Origin of the sequence: Asticcacaulis sp. (assembly GCF_035497195.1) — a bacterium.
Classification (GTDB): domain Bacteria; phylum Pseudomonadota; class Alphaproteobacteria; order Caulobacterales; family Caulobacteraceae; genus Asticcacaulis.
Map to the genome: position 1 here is coordinate 22,573 of NZ_DATJDZ010000022.1, position 17,442 is coordinate 40,014.

General features: G+C 61.6%; 20 protein-coding genes. 8 read left to right on the plus strand and 12 right to left on the minus strand.

Going from position 1 to position 17,442, the window contains the following annotated elements; all coding sequences use genetic code 11:
* Positions 1 to 9 precede the first annotated feature (9 nt).
* Both VL130_RS13505 and VL130_RS13510 read right to left on the minus strand, forming a co-directional pair.
* A complete protein-coding gene (locus VL130_RS13505; protein WP_325363451.1) occupies positions 10 to 1,242 on the minus strand; it encodes a tetratricopeptide repeat protein in 1,233 nt (410 codons plus the stop codon).
* An 82-nt stretch (positions 1,243 to 1,324) separates the two neighbouring features.
* A complete protein-coding gene (locus VL130_RS13510; RefSeq protein ID WP_325363452.1) occupies positions 1,325 to 3,349 on the minus strand; it encodes an OPT family oligopeptide transporter in 2,025 nt (674 codons plus the stop codon).
* Positions 3,350 to 3,572: 223 nt separating this feature from the next.
* Between VL130_RS13510 and VL130_RS13515 the strand changes: the two genes are divergently transcribed.
* Positions 3,573 to 3,836 (plus strand): hypothetical protein, encoded by a 264-nt coding sequence (locus VL130_RS13515; protein ID WP_325363453.1) that lies wholly within the window; start codon positions 3,573 to 3,575, stop codon positions 3,834 to 3,836.
* 1 nt (position 3,837) lies between these two features.
* On the opposite strand, the gene VL130_RS13520 is transcribed toward VL130_RS13515, so the two are convergent.
* The 7 genes from VL130_RS13520 to VL130_RS13550 all read right to left on the minus strand — a co-directional run bounded on the left by VL130_RS13520 (position 3,838) and on the right by VL130_RS13550 (position 8,061).
* Positions 3,838 to 4,248: a hypothetical protein gene (locus VL130_RS13520; protein WP_325363454.1), complete on the minus strand. Its 411-nt coding sequence runs from the start codon at positions 4,246 to 4,248 to the stop codon at positions 3,838 to 3,840.
* A gap of 145 nt (positions 4,249 to 4,393) precedes the next feature.
* Positions 4,394 to 4,765, minus strand: a complete 372-nt coding sequence (locus VL130_RS13525) for a hypothetical protein (RefSeq protein WP_325363455.1) — start codon at positions 4,763 to 4,765, stop codon at positions 4,394 to 4,396.
* A gap of 84 nt (positions 4,766 to 4,849) precedes the next feature.
* Positions 4,850 to 6,334, minus strand: a complete 1,485-nt coding sequence (gatA, locus tag VL130_RS13530; RefSeq protein ID WP_325363456.1) for an Asp-tRNA(Asn)/Glu-tRNA(Gln) amidotransferase subunit GatA — start codon at positions 6,332 to 6,334, stop codon at positions 4,850 to 4,852.
* Positions 6,334 to 6,621 carry an Asp-tRNA(Asn)/Glu-tRNA(Gln) amidotransferase subunit GatC gene (gatC, locus tag VL130_RS13535; RefSeq protein WP_325363457.1) on the minus strand — a complete coding sequence of 96 codons (288 nt, stop codon included), beginning with the start codon at positions 6,619 to 6,621 and terminating at the stop codon, positions 6,334 to 6,336. The genes gatA and gatC overlap by 1 nt, the downstream gene beginning before the upstream one ends.
* A 118-nt stretch (positions 6,622 to 6,739) precedes the next feature.
* Positions 6,740 to 7,111: a UrcA family protein gene (locus tag VL130_RS13540; RefSeq protein WP_325363458.1), complete on the minus strand. Its 372-nt coding sequence runs from the start codon at positions 7,109 to 7,111 to the stop codon at positions 6,740 to 6,742.
* 225 nt (positions 7,112 to 7,336) lie between these two features.
* Positions 7,337 to 7,687 carry a UrcA family protein gene (locus VL130_RS13545; protein ID WP_325363459.1) on the minus strand — a complete coding sequence of 117 codons (351 nt, stop codon included), beginning with the start codon at positions 7,685 to 7,687 and terminating at the stop codon, positions 7,337 to 7,339.
* A gap of 20 nt (positions 7,688 to 7,707) precedes the next feature.
* Positions 7,708 to 8,061, minus strand: a complete 354-nt coding sequence (locus VL130_RS13550; protein ID WP_325363460.1) for a UrcA family protein — start codon at positions 8,059 to 8,061, stop codon at positions 7,708 to 7,710.
* Positions 8,062 to 8,341: 280 nt separating this feature from the next.
* On the opposite strand from VL130_RS13550, the gene ruvX reads away from it, so the two are divergent.
* Together ruvX and VL130_RS13560 are read left to right on the plus strand one after the other, a co-directional pair.
* Positions 8,342 to 8,818, plus strand: a complete 477-nt coding sequence (ruvX, locus tag VL130_RS13555) for a Holliday junction resolvase RuvX (RefSeq protein WP_325363461.1) — start codon at positions 8,342 to 8,344, stop codon at positions 8,816 to 8,818.
* Positions 8,819 to 8,911: 93 nt separating this feature from the next.
* Positions 8,912 to 9,850, plus strand: coding sequence for an AEC family transporter (locus VL130_RS13560; protein ID WP_325363462.1), 939 nt, complete (start codon positions 8,912 to 8,914; stop codon positions 9,848 to 9,850).
* Positions 9,851 to 10,031: 181 nt separating this feature from the next.
* Here VL130_RS13560 and VL130_RS13565 read toward each other — a convergent pair whose 3' ends face one another.
* Positions 10,032 to 10,844: an isocitrate lyase/phosphoenolpyruvate mutase family protein gene (locus VL130_RS13565; protein ID WP_325363463.1), complete on the minus strand. Its 813-nt coding sequence runs from the start codon at positions 10,842 to 10,844 to the stop codon at positions 10,032 to 10,034.
* Between the two features lie 139 nt (positions 10,845 to 10,983).
* On the opposite strand from VL130_RS13565, the gene VL130_RS13570 reads away from it, so the two are divergent.
* From VL130_RS13570 to plsY, 4 genes are all read left to right on the plus strand, one after another.
* Entirely contained in the window at positions 10,984 to 11,955 is a 972-nt protein-coding gene (locus VL130_RS13570) for an aspartate carbamoyltransferase catalytic subunit (protein WP_325363464.1), read from the plus strand.
* A 47-nt stretch (positions 11,956 to 12,002) separates the two neighbouring features.
* Entirely contained in the window at positions 12,003 to 12,332 is a 330-nt protein-coding gene (locus VL130_RS13575) for a hypothetical protein (protein WP_325363465.1), read from the plus strand.
* Positions 12,329 to 13,630 (plus strand): dihydroorotase, encoded by a 1,302-nt coding sequence (gene pyrC / locus VL130_RS13580; protein ID WP_325363466.1) that lies wholly within the window; start codon positions 12,329 to 12,331, stop codon positions 13,628 to 13,630. Before VL130_RS13575 ends, pyrC begins: the two co-directional genes overlap by 4 nt.
* A gap of 158 nt (positions 13,631 to 13,788) precedes the next feature.
* Positions 13,789 to 14,421 (plus strand): glycerol-3-phosphate 1-O-acyltransferase PlsY, encoded by a 633-nt coding sequence (gene plsY, locus VL130_RS13585; protein WP_325363467.1) that lies wholly within the window; start codon positions 13,789 to 13,791, stop codon positions 14,419 to 14,421.
* Positions 14,422 to 14,451: 30 nt separating this feature from the next.
* Here the strand turns inward: plsY and VL130_RS13590 are convergent, their stop codons facing one another.
* Positions 14,452 to 14,778 carry a cell division protein ZapA gene (locus tag VL130_RS13590; RefSeq protein ID WP_325363468.1) on the minus strand — a complete coding sequence of 109 codons (327 nt, stop codon included), beginning with the start codon at positions 14,776 to 14,778 and terminating at the stop codon, positions 14,452 to 14,454.
* Entirely contained in the window at positions 14,778 to 15,065 is a 288-nt protein-coding gene (locus tag VL130_RS13595) for a hypothetical protein (RefSeq protein WP_325363469.1), read from the minus strand. Before VL130_RS13595 ends, VL130_RS13590 begins: the two co-directional genes overlap by 1 nt.
* Positions 15,066 to 15,234: 169 nt before the next feature.
* On the opposite strand from VL130_RS13595, the gene tkt reads away from it, so the two are divergent.
* Positions 15,235 to 17,229: a transketolase gene (tkt, locus tag VL130_RS13600; protein WP_414636283.1), complete on the plus strand. Its 1,995-nt coding sequence runs from the start codon at positions 15,235 to 15,237 to the stop codon at positions 17,227 to 17,229.
* The last annotated feature ends 213 nt before the right edge of the window (positions 17,230 to 17,442 follow it).

The window sequence follows — 17,442 nt, forward strand, 5'->3', positions numbered from 1 at the left end:
TTTCCTTGTTTATAGCTGTTTGGCGGCTTCGGCGAGATCGGCTTCTTTCAGGGCCTCCATCGATTCCGGATCGCCCTGTGCGGCGGCGGCGGTAAACCAGCGCGCGGCCTCGACAATATTCTTGTCCGTGCCCTGGCCGAAATAATAGAACTTGGCCAGCACCACCTGCCCCTGCTTGTCACCCCCGCGCGCCGCCTGCTGCGCATAGGCGAAGGCGGCGGCATCGTCACGCATACCGAAATCATCGGCGCTGATCAGGATGGCCAGAACACCGGCGGCATCGGCCTTTCCGGCAGCAGCGGCGGCTTTCAGCAGGCGCACGCCCTCGGCAGGATTGCGTTCGACGCCGTTCGCGCCCGACACATACATCATCCCCAGCATATCCATGGACAGCGGGTCATTCTGCGCGGCCGCCAGACGGATATATCCCACCGCCCTGGGCACATCCTGCGCCGCGCCGTTCGTGCCATAAAAATAAACGACCGTGCCGAGCGTGGCCTGCGCGACCAACTGCCCCTGATCCGCCGCCTTGACCAGATAAGCGATCGCCTCCGGCAAGGGGGCGTCGACCTCTCCGCGGTGCGCCGCTTCGGCAAGAGTGAAAAAGCCATACAGGGCCTGACCGTAAGGGTCGCCCTTGCTGGCCGCCTCTTTCAGATACAGCATGGCCTGCGCCGTATCTTCGGGGCCGCCCTGCCCGTTATACATCATGCCGGCGCATTGCGATTTGGCGATCGGGTGATCCTGTTTGGCCGCCTCGCAGAACCATTTGCGCGCCTGCATATTATCGGCCGGCACGCCATATCCGGTGTAATAGACGCGCCCCAGGTCGAATTGCGACTGCGCATTGCCGCCGGCGGCCTCGGATTGCAGGCGGGCGATCGTCTGCCCCTCAGTTTCCTGCACGCGAACGGTGAAATAATAGGTGGCCACAACGCTTTTCGGACCTTGCGGCACATATTCATACGGCTTGTACTGATAGCCGCCACCACTGGAAGCGCCGCTGTAGGACGCACCGGAATCGGTGCGGCTGGTATAGCCGCTGCTGGAACGCTGCTGCGATTCAAAGCTGCGCCGGTCGGCGGCGGCGGCATTCGAACGCATATCGCTCATCATGCGCTGACGGTTGGCCTCGTCATTGGCGGCGTTCCATTCGGCATGGCCTGTCATGGGCGCCAGCATAAAGGCCAGCGCCGCCACACCGGCAGCCTTGCGCCAGACGCTTCTCATGGACGTAAACATACCGCATCTCCCCAAATTGATGGAACGATGCTATCCCAGCCCCGGCAAACGGCCTATTTACAAATCCTGTTAGGGTTCGCCGTCATCCGGCCCCGCTCATCACCTTTTTCGCCGCGCCCGCCGCCCAGCGATAAAGCCCGAACACGCCCACAGCCGCCAGAACGACGGCGATGGCCATGCCGACGCCCTCGCCCGGCCAGAAGCTGGCGAAAGGCGCCGCCAGCGGCGCGGCCTTGCCGGTCAAAACAATAATCCCAGCCAGCGCCACATTGAACAGGCTTTCCCCGACAATGAAACCCGAAGCGATCAACACGCCCAGCCTTCGCGCCGGGGCTGCGAAGCTTTTGCCGCCCACCGTCCGGTCACGCATGACGCGCTCGTAGAGCCAGCCGGCGAAGGCGCCGATCACCACCGGCACGGTCACCGAACTGGGCAGATAGATGGCCAGCCCGACACCCAGCGGCGGCAGGCTGAAGCGGCCATTGCTGAGCCTGCGGATCACGATATCGGCCACCACAAGCCCGATGCCGATGGCCGCGCCAATGCCGAGCAGGCCCCAATCGAGATCATGACCGATCACCCCCTTGGCGAGAGTCGAGATCAGCATGGCCTGCGGGGCGTCGAGCCGGTCGCCGGTAATGCCGTGATAGTTGGGATCGCCGTAAAAACCATTTGAATTGTTGAGCAATTCCAGCACCGGCGGCACGATGAGCGCACCGGCGAAGATACCGATGATCAACGCCACCTGCTGTTTCCAGGGCGTAGCGTCGACCAGTTGGCCGGTTTTCAGATCTTGCAGATTGTCGTTGCCGATCACCGCCACCGCCAGCACCACCGTGGTGACCAGCAAGGCGAAAGCGACCAGCGCCGTACCGGTATCCGGACCGGTGAAGCCAAAGCCGATCATGCCGGTGATCAGCGCCGAGCCAAGCACCGTCAGGATGGCGATGCCGGAAACCGGCGAGTTGGACGATCCGATCAGCCCCGCCATATAGCCGCAGACGGCGGCGGCCAGCATCCCCGCCACAACGATATACAAAACGCCGCTGATCACCAGCGGCACGGCCAGATGGGCCAGCGGCCCACCCACGACGAAATTGGCCAGCAGCCAGCCGGCCGGCACCAGCGCGATCAGCACCACCAGCCCCATGATCCACACCGGCAGGTCCTGTTCGGTACGGGCGATGACCGCGCCCTCAAGCTTGCGCGCCTTGCCCGCCTCCACGGCCGACATCAGCCCGCTCCACACCGGCGTGATCAGCTTGCCCAGCGTCCAGATGGCCGCCGCGCCGATAGCGCCCGCGCCGAGGAAACGCACCTGCGTGCCCCACACCTTACCAGCGTGTTCGGCCACCGACAGATCGGGCATCGGCGTCAGGGCAGTCAGGATCGGCACGCAAACGCCCCAGGCGATGGCCAGCCCGACCAGCATGGCGATGCCAACCGTAATCCCCATCAGATGCCCCGCACCCAGCAGCGCCAGCGAGGCCGAACCGCCAAGTCCGGTAGCCCCGCCCCCCACCTTGACATATTTGGCGACCTCGCCCGCCATCAGTTTCGCCGCCGCCAGGGCCGCGTAAAAGGCGGAAAACAGACTGCCCCAGATAATCGCCCACAATCCGGCCTTGCCCTCGGCGCCGCCCTCGCGCGAGGTGGTACCGACACGCAAAACCTCCGCCGCCGCCACACCTTCCGGATAGGGCAGCGACGATTGCGTCACCAAGGCGCGGCGCAGCGGCACGGTGTACATGACGCCCAGAACGCCACCGACGGCGCAGGCGGCGAAGGTGGTCCAGAAGGGCACATGCGTCCACCAGCCGATCATCATCAGGCCGGGCAGCACGAAGATGACCGAGGCCAGCGTGCCCGCCGCCGAGGCGATGGTCTGGACGATGTTGTTTTCCTGGATGCTGGCGTTTTTAAAGGCCTGCAACAGCGCCATCGAAATAACCGCGGCGGGAATCGAGGTGGCGAAGGTCAGGCCGACCTTGAGGCCGAGATAGACCTGCGCCGCCGTGAAGACCAGTGTGATCAGGACACCGAGGATAACCCCACGAATGGTGAATTCAACATGTTTCGGCAGGGCGGTGGCGGTAGGGAGGTTCATCCTCTGCTCCGGTTCTTATGGATTATTTTGGCCGATACTGCCGCAAAGCACGCAGAACACAAGCGCCATATCCAAACTGGATACAAATTTAACCAGATTCCGTCCAATAAAGACTGCGCAAAGACGACCGTTAACCGCCAGGCCACTTTTGCGGACATACATGGCAGTGAAATTTTACAAGGCGATGGTTAACCTCGGCCGGACACAGCCCAAGGTGACGATCATGTTAGACGCAGCCCATCCCAGCACCTATTCGGTCTACTGGAATATACCCGTACTCGAAAAGCTGCCGCGCCCGAATGTGCTGATAATCAGCCTGATCATATTCGCCACGACGCTGATCGGCAGTAGCGCCGCCGTCGCCAGTCAGCTCGGCAAACTGCCAGCCCCCGAACAGATCGCCACCATTCCGCCCGGCGCCGAAGGCATGAACACTTATCCGGTTGTTGAAACGTCCGATATCTGGCTGGCGCCGTCCGCTCAATAGATCAGGAAATCACAGCGCCGGTATCACCGCCATCGTCCGGCTCATCCCCCATCAGCAGGCTGTCGCAGGTCGAATGGTATTCATCGAGATTGCCCTTGCCGCTGGCGACGGCATCCGCCAGTGCCTTGTCGGTGCGGGTGATATCGTCATCCGCCGCCGCTTCATCGCTTTGGGATGCTTCCATATAAATGGATTTCGCCAGGTCACGCGCATCGGATATGGCGTCGGCCTGCGGTCCGGCCAGTTGTTTCGCAATCACCAGATCGTAGGTTGCCACGCAGACAAGCGCCATATTGGCGACATCTGCGTCACTGGGAGCATCACTGGGCGCCGCTGAATCCGGCGTGGTCGGGGCCGGCGTTTCCTGGGCACCCGCCGCGGATGCGCCCAACAGCGCAAGTGCCGACAACACAACACACCCGGTCCTGATCATACACATCATTACTTACGCCGGGGCTTACCCGCTCCTGAAAGAGAAGGGCCATCGAGGCCCGGCGTGCAGGGTAAGGCACAATTGGGGAATTGCGCAAGGCCTTGTCGCGCGCCGGCAATACAATTCAGCCGCCCGCTGGCGCAAAGGCGGCGTCGCAATTGGCGCGCAGTTCCTTCAGACTCAGTTGCGGATTTTGCGCCAGCCGTTCGGTCAGCTTGTCGCGCATATCGGTTATGTCCGAATTGACCCGTTCCTGGCTGTGGCCAGTCGACTGCTTGTAATAATCCACGGTGCTGGCGCCGCGCACCATGGCCTGGCTGAGATCATCGCCCTTCGCCGTATCCGCCGCCATCAGGTAAACGGCGGCGCATCCCTTGGCGAACTCTTCAAGCTCCGCCTTCGATGATTCCACCGGTGCCGCCGGTTGCTGCGCCTGCGCGGCCAGCCCGCTCGCCAGCATCATAACCACAAAACTGCATAGGATACGCCCGGACATCAAAAAGCCTCCCGCGATCAGAACGGAAGGCTTTTGAGCATATGCCCCCGCTATGCGCAGGGTAACAGGCTTGTCAGTTTGGCGCTACCACCACTTCGCCGGCTTGGCGCCAAAGCCCGCCGCTTTTTCCAGCACCGAGGCGATGTTCAGAACCGTGCCTTCGTCCAGCGCCTTGCCGATGACTTGCAGGCCGAGCGGCAAGCCCTGACTGTCAAGACCCGCCGGCACCGACAGGCCCGGCAGACCCGCCAGGTTGGTGGTGACCGTAAAGACATCATTGAGATACATGGCGACCGGATCGGCGGCCTTGGCCTGATCACCCAGTTCGAAGGCGGCCGATGGCGTGGCGGGCGTCAGGATGACATCGCAGCGCTCGAACGCCCTGGTGAAATCCTCGGCGATACGGCGGCGCACCTTCAGCGCCTTGACATAATAGGCGTCATAGAAACCGGCCGACAGCACATAGGTGCCGATCATGATGCGGCGTTTGACCTCCTTGCCGAAGCCTTCCGAACGCGACATTTCATAGACGTCGGTCAGGGACGTGACGCCCTCGGCGCGATGGCCGTACCGCATACCGTCATAGCGGGCGAGGTTGGACGAGGCTTCCGCCGGGGCGATGATATAGTAGCACGGCAGGGCGTACTTGGTATGCGGCAAGGAGATGCGGACGATCTCGGCGCCGGCGTCTTTCAGCCAGGCGATGCCTTGTTCCCACAGGGCGTCGATCTCGGCCGGGATACCGTCGAGACGATACTCATCGGGGATGCCAATGCGCAGGCCCTTGACCGACTTGCCGAGGAAGGACGAGAAATCCGGGATCGGCAGATCGAGCGAGGTCGAATCCTTGACGTCATGCGAGCACATGGCCTGCAACATCAGGGCGGCGTCTTCGACATTTTTGGTGATTGGGCCGGCCTGATCGAGCGACGAAGCAAAGGCCACCATGCCGTAGCGCGAGCAGCGGCCATAGGTCGGCTTGATGCCCACAGTTCCCGTAAAGGCGGCGGGCTGACGGATCGAGCCGCCGGTATCCGAAGCCGTGGCAGCGAGGCACAGATCCGCTGCAACAGCCGAGGCCGAACCGCCGGAAGACCCACCGGGAGTCAGTTCGGCGTTGGAGCCGCGCGACTTCCACGGATTAACGACATTGCCCCACTTCGAGGTTTCGTTGGACGACCCCATAGCAAACTCGTCCATGTTCAGTTTGCCGAGCATGACGGCGCCCTGATCCCACAGGTTCTGCGTCACGGTCGATTCGTAGGTCGGTACGAAATTTTCCAGGATGCCCGAACAGGCCGTAGTGCGGACACCGGCCGTGCAGTACAGATCCTTGATGCCGAGCGGCGCGCCTTCCAGCGTACCGCCTTCGCCCCTGGCCAGTTTCGCATCGGACGCGGCGGCCTGAGCGCGCGCCTTGTCGAACGTCGTTTCGACATAGGCATTGAGCGCCGGATTGGCGGTTTCGATAGCGCCGATAAAGGCACTGGTCAGTTCGGCGGAAGAAAAGGTTTTCGCTTTCAGACCGTCAAGCGCGGCCTTCAAAGTCAGTTTCGTCAGATCGCTCATTACTCAACCACCTTCGGCACAATAAAGAAGCCGTCGACGGTCTTCGGGGCATTGGCGACAATCTCGCGCACCTTGTCGCCATCGGTGACGACATCTTCACGCATCGGCTGCGGCATTTCGATCGCCGTCGTCATCGGCTCGACGCCGGTGACATCGACTTCATTCAACTGCTCGATCCAGCCGAGGATACCATTCAGTTCGCCGGCGAGCGATTGCAGGCGCGCCTCATCTTCCCGCAGGCGGGAAAGCGACGCCACTTTCTTGACGGTTGCCACATCGATGGCCATGACCAGACTCCTTAATTTCTTAGGGAGCGGTTAAAGGCTAGGGATGGATTTGGCAAGAGGGTGGCGCGCAAAAGCCTGTCAAAACACATCCCTATGTTGGCAATGAAACCGTGGACGCCTACTGATTAAGCCCCGAAACAACAAGCGCCGCCCGTGCGTTACTATTGCGGGCGATTAGTTCGACACGGGGACGCTTGCTCACACTATTGAGCAGCGGCTTATTTACCTGACTCACGGCGTCATACACCGCACCGTCCTGGCAGGCCTTATCGGCCATCTGCGTCATCGGATCGTAGACCTCGCTGGCGCAAACATCATGAGCCGCCGCGTTCAGCCTGGCATAGAAAAAACGAACCTGCCCGGCGTCCTCGAAATTCACCCCCTTGGCCGAAACCTCCCGCTGGGCGGATTCAACCGTCTGCGCATGAACATTTCCTGTCGTCAGAGCGGCGGCGGAAAACAAGGCAGCACAAAGTATCAATCTACGCATGACCTTCTTCCTCTCTAATTTTAAATGGATACGCAATACAGTGGCGCGCACGCTTTACGCGCATTTATAGTAAATGGAAACAGAATTATTATGAATTTTTAGACATCTATTAAAATCATACCCGTGTTTCAAAAATATCAAATGAAACTACAGGTAAAGGAATATTACTTGTCATAAAAAATATAAATATAATCTGTATTTATAGAAACCATTACATAAGAAACGTTAATGCTTCCGCCGGGCGCTATCGGCATAAGCCCTCTCAGGCGCGCCTGGCGTGTAAAGCGCCATCAACTCAGGCCTGTTGAGTTGCTGCAAGGCGCCCTGCATGGCCTCGTCCTCACAGGCGCGGTCATCGGCGATCCGCCAGGTCGGCCCCTCACCGCCATCGGTCTGACAAACATACTGGACCACCTTGTAAAGCCGGGCATAGACGGCTTTCGCCTGAGCCGGGTCCTGAAGCTGCCGGGTCTTGAAGGTAATATCGACCTTGCTCACGCCCGGTTCCTGAGCGAAGACGGCCGGTGCGGCGAACAGGCCGGACAGAAGGGCAAAGCCCAAAACTGAACGTAACATGGGTCTCCTCCTTTCGCAGCTTAGTTGTGACGGCTGTTCTGGCTGCGCTCGGCATAGGCCGGCGCGCGATCCGAACGGCTGTCAAGCGCGCTCAGTTGCGGGGCGTCGATTTGCTTGACGGCATCGGTAACGGCTTCACGTTGGCAGGCGGCATCCGCCATGCTGGTCATCGGATCGGACACTTCGCTGGTACAGACCTGATGGGCGGCGGCATTGAGCTTGGCGTAAAAGCCGCGCGTTTCGCGGGCGCTGTTGAAATCGACATGTTTGGCGGAAACCGAGATTTGCGCCGACTGGCGCTCCTGGGCATTGGCGACGCCAGCGGCCAGGGCGACGAACGACAGGGCGGTGGCGATAAGGATCGAACGGGTCATGATGAATTTCCTTTAAGCAGATGAAAGATGAATACTGGTGAAGAACTGAAAACACATCTACTCTTGTCAAAATGAAATTTAAACATGAATATTATTAAATCGGATCAATGTATTACATAGATTTCATTAATTACATAACCGTAATTTATTACGCAAATTTAATCTGTTAATTTTCACACAATTCCTTCAAAAACAACTGTATCGACAGCAACCACCCTGATCGCCACCCTGCGCCACAAATGATTGACTCCCGCCGCCATAAGGATCAAAGCAGCGCCCTATGGCCGTTATAGACATTACCGAACTGGCGGGCGCCTTGTCCCCGCGCCGCGCGCTGCTGGGGCTGGACCTGGGCGAAAAGACCATTGGCGTCGCCGTTTCGGATATTTCCCTGACCATCGCCTCGCCGCTGGAACTGATCAGGAAGTCGAAATTCACCCTGGAGGCCGAGCGCCTGTTCAAGCTGATGGCGACGCGCGAGGCCGACGGCATGGTGATTGGCCTGCCCATCAACATGGACGGCACCGAAGGCCCGCGCTGCCAGTCGTGCCGCGCCTTCGCCCGCAACCTGCTGCGCCTGCGTGATTTTCCTATCGCCTTCTGGGACGAGCGCTGGTCATCATCCGTAATGAACCGCTTCCTGATTGAGGAAGCCGACCTGACCCGCGCCAAGCGCGCCGAGGTCATCGACCGCTCCGCCGCCGCCTATATATTGCAGGGGGCGCTCGATCGGATGAAGGATGCGGCCGGTGTTTAGCATCGCTCTTTTTCAGCGCCCGACCGGGCGTCGGCGATCGTTCGCCGCTCCCGCGAAGGCGAGCGCGCAGCGCGACAGCCGTGAGCGAAAAGAATGACCTGGACGACCATCCTCAACGGCATTGTCCCGATCTTCCTGCTGATCTCCCTCGGCTATGGCCTGAAAAAATCCGGCTTCCTGCCCCTGTCCGTCTGGCCGCCGATCGAGACATTCGCCATCTATGTCCTCTACCCCGGTTTTCTGATCCCCGCCATCTGGCACGCCGATCTGTCCGGTTTCTCCACCGGCCCGATCACTATCGGCGTGGTTGGCTCGGTCGTCATCGGCGCGGGTTTCGGCTTTGCCCTCAGGCCCTTCCTGAAACTCTCCGGCCCCACCTTCACCAGCGTCTTCCAGGGCCTGATCCGCTTCAACTCGTTCGTTTTCATCCCCGTAGCGGCGTCGATCTTCGGTCGGGACGCAAACAGCCTGTCCGCCGTGGCGATCAGTGCCCTCATCCCGGCCAGCAACATGGTCAGCATACTGGTGCTGGCGCGCTGGGGCGAACCCGAAGGCGGCACGCCCGACCGCACGCCCCTGTGGTTCGCCAAAACGCTTCTGACCAATCCCATCTTCGCTTCTTGTCTGGTCGGGCTGTTGCTGAACTGCCTTCACGTCCCCACCATTACCTTCGCCGAAAAGGCGCTGAACATGCTGGGCGAGGCCGCCATCCCGACCGGCCTGATCCTCGCCGGCGCGGGGTTGAGCTTCGGCTATGTCTGGCGGCGGCCGGTTCTGGTGGGGCTGGTGTCACTGTTCAAGATTCTGGTCATGCCGGTCCTGGCCTGGTCGATCTGTTATGCGCTGGGTGGTGATAAGATGGCGCAGGGGATTGCGCTGGCTTGTGGCGCGGCCCCATGTGCTGCGGCGGCCTATGTCCAGGCGCGGCATATGGGCGGCGACGCGCCCCTGATGGCCGGCATCGTGGCCCTGACCACAACCTTGAGCGCCGTAACCATGCCGCTGCTCTTGTGGCTGTTTCATCTGGTGTGACAGACTTTCTCCTCCCTTGTAGCGAAGCGTACGGGGGAGGTGGCAGCGCGAAGCCCGCAGGGCTGGTGTCGCTGACGGAGGGGGCATCCTGTCGCCGGCATGCCCCCTCCGTCTCGACGCGCTGCGACCTGCGGTCCGCGCTTTGCTCGACACCTCCCCCGCTTTGCAGGGGAGGAGAAGTTCACCCCGCTCCTTCCACCAACCATTGATCCAGTTGCGCGCCGCCGACCAGATCGGCGACATAACCAAAGCTTTCATCCTGCGCCGCATTGACAAAGGCCGTCATCGCCGCCGAATGCAGCCAGCTACCGAGCGACACCCGTCGCACGCCCAGTTCCGCCAGTTCGCACACCGACAAGGGTTTTACCCCTAATCCACCCAGCACATTCACCGGCCGATCGACGCCGCGGCAAATCTCCCTAATCTCTTCGGCGGTGGAAACGCCCGGCGCATAGAGCACATCGGCGCCGGCATCCTGATAGGCCTGCAAACGCGCGAGGGTATCAGCCAGATCCGGCCGGCCCCGCAGGTAGTTCTCGCAGCGCGCCACCAGCATGAATTTGAACGGCAGCGCCTTCGCCGCTTCCGCCGCTGCCCGGATACGGTCCGCCGCCTCTGCCAAATCATAGATCACCTGCTCGTCGCCGGTGAAATCCTCGATCGAGCCACCGACCAGTCCCGCTTCCGCGCCCAGCCGAATCGTTTCCGCGCAATCCTCCGGTGAATGACCAAAACCGTTTTCCAGATCCGCCGCCAGCGGCAGGTCCGTCGCCGATGCCAGATCACGGACATGCGCCAATACATGCTCGCGCCCGGCCCGGTAATCGCTGACGCCCAATGCGCGCGCGTAACCGGCGCTGGTGGTGGTCAGGGCGCGGAATCCCAGCCCCGCCAGCAGCCGCGCTGTGCCCCGGTCCCACGGATTGGGAATGACAAAACAGCCCCGTTCATGCAGCGCCGCGAAGTCCGCCGCTTTTTGTGCCTGGCTTTTCATAAATATGTCGTCCTTACGGCTTGTACTTTCTGGCATTCTCCGCCAAAAACGCGGCAAAGCCAATTCCTGCGGAATAATGACGACTGTGCCGGCAGTTTCTGTCAGCATGACCATTATGCAGACCAAAGAATGACGCCACATGACCGATTTTAACGAACTGATCCGCGCCCGGCTGCACCCCTTCCCGAAGCCGCACTTCCTCGGCGCGCAGGATCTCGATCCGCCCGATATCGCCAACCTGCTCGACCTGGCGGATGTTTTCGTCGATCTCAACCGGCAATCGACCAAGAAACTGGACCTGCTCAAGGGCCGGACGATGGTCAATATGTTCTTCGAGAACTCGACCCGCACGCAGTCGAGTTTCGAACTGGCCGGTAAGCGCCTCGGCGCCGACACCATAAATATGAGCATGAAGACCTCGTCGGTCGCCAAGGGCGAGACCCTGATCGATACGGCCGTCACGCTCAACGCCATGAAGCCCGACCTGCTGGTGGTGCGCCACTCGGCCTCCGGCGCAGCGGCCCTGCTGGCGCAAAAGGTCGGCTGTTCGGTGGTCAATGCCGGCGATGGTCAGCACCAGCACCCGACGCAGGCCCTGCTCGACATGCTGTCGATCCGCCGTGCCTTCGGTCATGTCGATGGCCTGACCATCGCCATTTGCGGCGACGTCACCCACTCCCGCGTGGCGCGCTCCAATGTCATCCTGCTCAACGCCATGGGCGCCAATGTGCGGCTTGTCGGGCCGCCGACGCTCATTCCGGGCGATGCCGATCAGTGGGGCACGGAGGTCTATCACGACATGCGCGAAGGCATTGCCGGCGCCGATGTGGTCATGATGCTGCGCCTCCAGCTTGAGCGCATGGACGGCGCTTTTATCCCCTCCGCCCGCGAATATTACCGCTTCTTCGGCCTCGACCGCGAAAAGCTGGCCGTGGCCGCCCCCGGCGCCAAGGTCATGCACCCCGGCCCGATGAACCGTGGCGTCGAGATCGACTCGGAAATCGCCGATGATCTGTCGGTTTCGCTTATTCAGGATCAGGTCGAGATGGGTGTGGCCGCCCGCATGGCTGTGCTGGCCTCGTTGGCTGCGCGACTGGAGAATGACCGATGAGGCCCCACTCAATTTTAACGACAACCGTTGCAGCTATGCTTACCATCATGCTGGCTGCTGCATCTCCGTCTCTCGCTGACGATTTGCCTAAACACTATGTTCAACTGGCCAAGCTTGATCCGAATAATGCTGCCAATGATGCGAACCAGGACTTTGCTAAGGGTTCCTGTATTTTATACGCGACCGGCGGCTACACATGGATGCTCTTGGGCACAAAAATGAACGTGTATGACGCCAAATCTAAATACGTAATCTTCTACGATACTCAGACTTCGGACGTTATTTCGGAAGACACCGCAAATACGCAAAGTAGGGCGCGCGCCTATGCCGAAGCTTACAACAAGACTGCGGTCAAGAATTGCGGAACAAAAAAATGACCAAAGACTCTCCCGCAATCGCCTTCGTTAATGCCCGCATCATCGATCCGGCCACCGAATATGACGGCCCTGGCTCGGTCATCGTCGCCGATGGCGTCATCGCCGACGTCATCCTCGGTCGCGGCGCGATCATCGGTCACGCCGGCATCCGCGTTATCGACTGCGACGAAAACGCCATCCTGCCCGGCCTGATCGACATGCGCGTCAAGACCGGCGAACCCGGCCACGAACCCGCCGAGACCCTGAAATCGGCCTCGCTTGCCGCCGCCGCCGGAGGCGTCACCTCCTTCGTCGTCCAGCCCGACACCGGCCCCTGCATCGACGGCCCGGCCATGGCCGATTTCATTCTCCGGCGTGCCCGCGATATCCAACTGGTCCACGTCTATCCGGCCGGCGCCGCCACCAAAAACCTCAAGGGCCAGCAGATGGCCGAGATCGGTTTGATGGCCGAGGCCGGCGCGCTTTACTTCACCAATGCCGACGAGCCGATTGTCAATTCCAAGATCCTCAGCCGCGTCCTCAGCTACGCCAACGGCTTCAACGCCCTGGTGGCGCATCGCCCGAAGGAACCGTGGCTATCCGAAGGCGCGGTGGCGACCTCCGGCGAAATGGCGGCCCGCATGGGCCTCTCCGGTGTCTCGCCGCTGGCCGAACGCATCATGATGGAACGCGACCTCGCCCTGGCCGAACTGACCGGCGCGCGCTTTTTAGTGGATCAGGTCTCGACCCGCGAAGGCCTGCAATCGCTCGAACGCGCCAAGGCCAAGGGGCTGGAGGTTTTCGCCTCGGCCTCGATCAACCATCTGATGTTCAACGAACTCGACATCGGCGACTACCGCACCTTCTTCCGCCTCGACCCGCCTCTGCGCGCCGAACGCGACCGTCTGGCCCTGATCGACGCCGTTTCGAGCGGCCTGATCGACGTGGTGGTGTCCAACCATTCGCCCGCCCCGGCCGAACACAAGCGCCTGCCGTTTTCGGAAGCCACGCCCGGCGCGCTCGGCCTGCAAACCCTGCTGGCGGCGCTGATCGGCCTGCACCACGAGAACGACATTCCGCTGATCGACCTGCTGCGCACGGTGACGCAAAATCCGGCGCAATTGCTGGGCCTCGACGCCGGCCGCATCGCCAGGGGCGCCCCGGCTGACCTGATCCTGGTCGATATCGACGCCCCGTTTGCCTTGCGCGAAAAAGACATCCTGTCGAAATCGAAGAACTCGCCCTTTGAAAACCGCACCTTACAGGGCAAGGTGTTGAAAACGCTGGTGGACGGCCGTATCGTCTACGAGATTCCATAAGAACCTCCCCTGATCTCAGGGGAGGGTGGCGCGAAGCGACGGGTGGGGTTATTCCGTCGTTAGAATGTGCTTATCGCTACGGTGATTAACCCCCTCCGGCGCAAGAGCGCCACCTCCCCCTGAAATCAGGGGGAGTTCTGAAGCAGGAACCAAACGCCATGCCCGCCCTTCCCGATGCCGCGATCTACGTGATATCCATTATCGGCGGTTATCTGCTCGGTTCGATCCCGTTCGGCTATCTCGCCGCGAAGATGGCCGGCATCGATATCCGCACGGTCGGTTCGGGTAATATCGGCGCCACCAATGTGCTGCGCACCGGCCGCAAGGACCTGGCGGCCATCACCTTTATCGGCGACACCGGCAAGGGCGCGCTGGCCGTGGGGCTGGCCTTTGTCTTGTTGTTGAAAGCCGATATCCAGACTCGCCAGACGGCAATGGCCCTGGCGGGCAGCGCCGCTTTCCTTGGCCATCTGTTCCCGGTGTGGCTGAAATTCAAGGGCGGCAAGGGCGTCGCCACCTTCTTCGGCACCCTGTTCGCCGCCTGCTGGCCGATGGGCCTGATCGCCGCGACGCTATGGCTGCTGACCGCCTTTATCTTCCGCATTTCATCGCTGGGCGCGTTAGTGGCCGCCGCTCTGGTCGTGCCGCTGGCCTTCCTGCTGCACGTCGCGCCCTATCCCTTCCTCGGCATGGCGCTGTTCATGGCGGTGCTGATCTATATCCGCCACCGCGAGAATATCCGCCGTCTGCTGAAGGGCGAAGAACCGAAGATCGGCAAGAAGAAAGAATAATCTCCTACCTACTTCGTAGGGAGGAGATTCTTACGCCCCCAGCAGCCGTTCCAGCCGTGCGGCGGCATCAGCGATGGCGAAGGCCGCTTTGCGTTCCATCTCATGCGCGCCGGCATTCATGCGCGAATTGGCCGAACCGGCTTCATCCAGTTGCGCCCGCAGATCCTGCATCTCGTCGATCATCAGCAAGGCCGCCATCAGGAACAGCCGCACCTCGCCGATCGAGCCGACATCGGAAACCACCATCTCGACATGCTCATCGAACTGGCGCGCCAGTTCCTGCACACGGCCTTCCTGGCCATCGGCGCAACCGACCGTATAGGGCTTGTTGTTAACGCGAACCGTTACCTCGCCCATTATGCTACTCCGCTGACAAGCTGGCGGATATTGGCAGCGGCGGCGCCCAGGGCGGCGTGCGCGGCAGAAGCGGCGGCGGCCAGTTCGGCATTCGACACCCGCGCTTCTTCAAGCTCGGCCAGCACGCGCTCATATTCTTCATTCGAGCCTGGACCCGTGAATGCCGGCAGGGGTTCGCCTCCCTGCAAGGCCCGCACACGCGCCTCCAGCGCCTCAAGGGCGCGATCCAGTCGATCGACCGCGACATTCAGGCTGCCGCCGGCCGGTTGATTCGGTGAATGGTCCATAACCGCTTTCCTCCGATAGACGCCGCACGACCACCGATTCGTCCGTTTTCGGAGCAAACCCGGCAAGAATCGCGCTGCAAACACAATAAATTCTACACTTAGCCGGCAAGTTCGGCTAAAGGCACGGCAAATCTCCACGCCACGTTAACACTTTAATAGAGACTCACCCATGTCCACAAGCGCTGTTGCAGCCGCTCCGACCACAAAACCGTCCGGTGTCCTTATGGCCGACGCCATCCGCGTCCTTTCCATGGAAGCCGTGCATAACGCGAAGTCGGGCCACCAGGGTATGCCGATGGGCATGGCCGACGTCGCCACCGTGCTGTGGACCAAGTTCCTCAAGTACGATCCGTCGCGCCCCGACTGGGCCGACCGCGACCGCTTCGTACTCTCCGCCGGCCACGGCTCGATGCTGCTCTATTCGCTTCTCCACCTGACCGGCTTCAAATCGGTCTCGATGAAGGACATCGAGAACTTCCGCCAGTGGGGTTCCACCACTGCCGGTCACCCGGAATACGGCCATACCGCCGGTGTCGAATGCACCACCGGCCCGCTCGGTCAGGGCCTGGCCACCGCTGTCGGCATGGCCATGGCCGAACGCCACCTCAATGCCCGCTTCGGTGACGATCTCGTCAACCACAGGACCTGGGTGATCGCCGGTGACGGCTGCCTGATGGAAGGCGTGTCGCATGAAGCCATCTCGCTGGCCGGCCGCCTGAAGCTGAAAAACCTGATCGTCCTGTTCGACGACAACAATGTCACCATTGACGGTTACGCCACCGTAGCCGAAACCGGCGACCAGCTCGCCCGCTTCAAGGCCGCCGGCTGGGCGGTCAAGGCCGTCGACGGCCACGATCATTCCAAGATCGCCGCCGCCATGCGCTGGGCCACCCAGCAGCAGAAGCCGGTCATGATCGCCTGCAAGACCGCCGTGTCGCGCCGCGCCGGCGCCAAGGAAGGCGACAAGCACGGCCACGGCTACAACCTGATGGATGATGAAATCCGCGCCGCCCGCGCGCATATGGACTGGCTGGCCGCGCCCTTCACCCTGCCGGAAAATATCAGCAAGGCCTGGCTGGCCGCCGGCCGCAAGGGCACGAAGGTGCGCAAGGACTGGGAGGCGAAAGCCAAGTCAAACCCCAAGGGTGCTGAACTGGCCGCCGCCATGAGCGGAGACCTGCCGGCCAATGCCTTCGCAGCTCTGGATGCGCACATTGCCGACGCCATCGCCACCAAGCCGGCCGACGCCACCCGCTCCTGCTCCGGCAAGGCACTGGCCGCCCTGACCCCGACGTTGCAATCGATGATCGGCGGCTCAGCCGACCTCACCGGCTCGGTCAATACCCTGGTCAAGGGCATGACGCCCTTCGATGAGCCTGACTATGCCGGCCGCTACGTCCACTACGGCGTGCGCGAATTCGGCATGGCCGCGGCGATGAACGGCATGGCCCTGCACGGCGGCATCCTGCCCTATGCCGGCACCTTCTTTGTGTTCTCCGACTACAGCCGTCCGGCCATCCGCCTGGGCGCGCTGATGGGGGCAAAGGTCGTTCACGTCATGACGCACGATTCGATTGGCGTCGGCGAAGACGGCCCGACGCACCAGCCGGTCGAGCACCTGGCCTCCTATCGCGCCATGCCCGGTCTGCACGTCTTCCGCCCGGCCGATATGGTCGAGGCTGCCGAATGCTGGAAGGCCGCCATTCAGGCCAAGGGGCCGTCCATGCTGGTCCTGTCGCGCCAGAAGGTGCCGGCTGTCCGCACGCAAGCGGGTGATCTCTCCGCCAAGGGCGCCTACGAACTGGTCGCCGCTTCGGGTGAAGCCAGGGCCACCATCTTCGCTTCGGGCACGGAAGTCTCCATCGCGGTCGCCGCGCAAAAGCAACTGGAAGCCGACGGCATCCCGACCCGCGTTGTCTCGACGCCCTCGTGGGACATCTTCGACGCCCAACCGGCGGCTTACAAGGCCTCCGTCATCGGCGCCGCGCCGGTCCGCATTGCCGTCGAAGCCGCCGCCAAGTTCGGCTGGGAGCGCTTTATCGGCGAGAACGGCCTGTTCGTCGGCATGACCGGCTTCGGCGCCTCGGCCCCGGCGGATCGCCTGTACAAGGAGTTCGGCATCACCGCCGAGAACGTCGTCGCCAAGGTCAAGGCCGCGCTGTAAAAAGCAACTCCCAAATCTGACAAAAAAGCCCGTTCGAAACTTCGAACGGGCTTTTTTTATTCTCTTACCGAACGGCGCCAATTGATGCCTCCGAAACAGGGCGACCAGCCTTGTTTCGGCAAGCGCGACCGCGCACGTTTGCGCGTATCTTCGCTCTTTCAAAAGAAAGAGCCGTGACGGCGGCGGCCGTCACGGCTCCAATTCTATGACGTC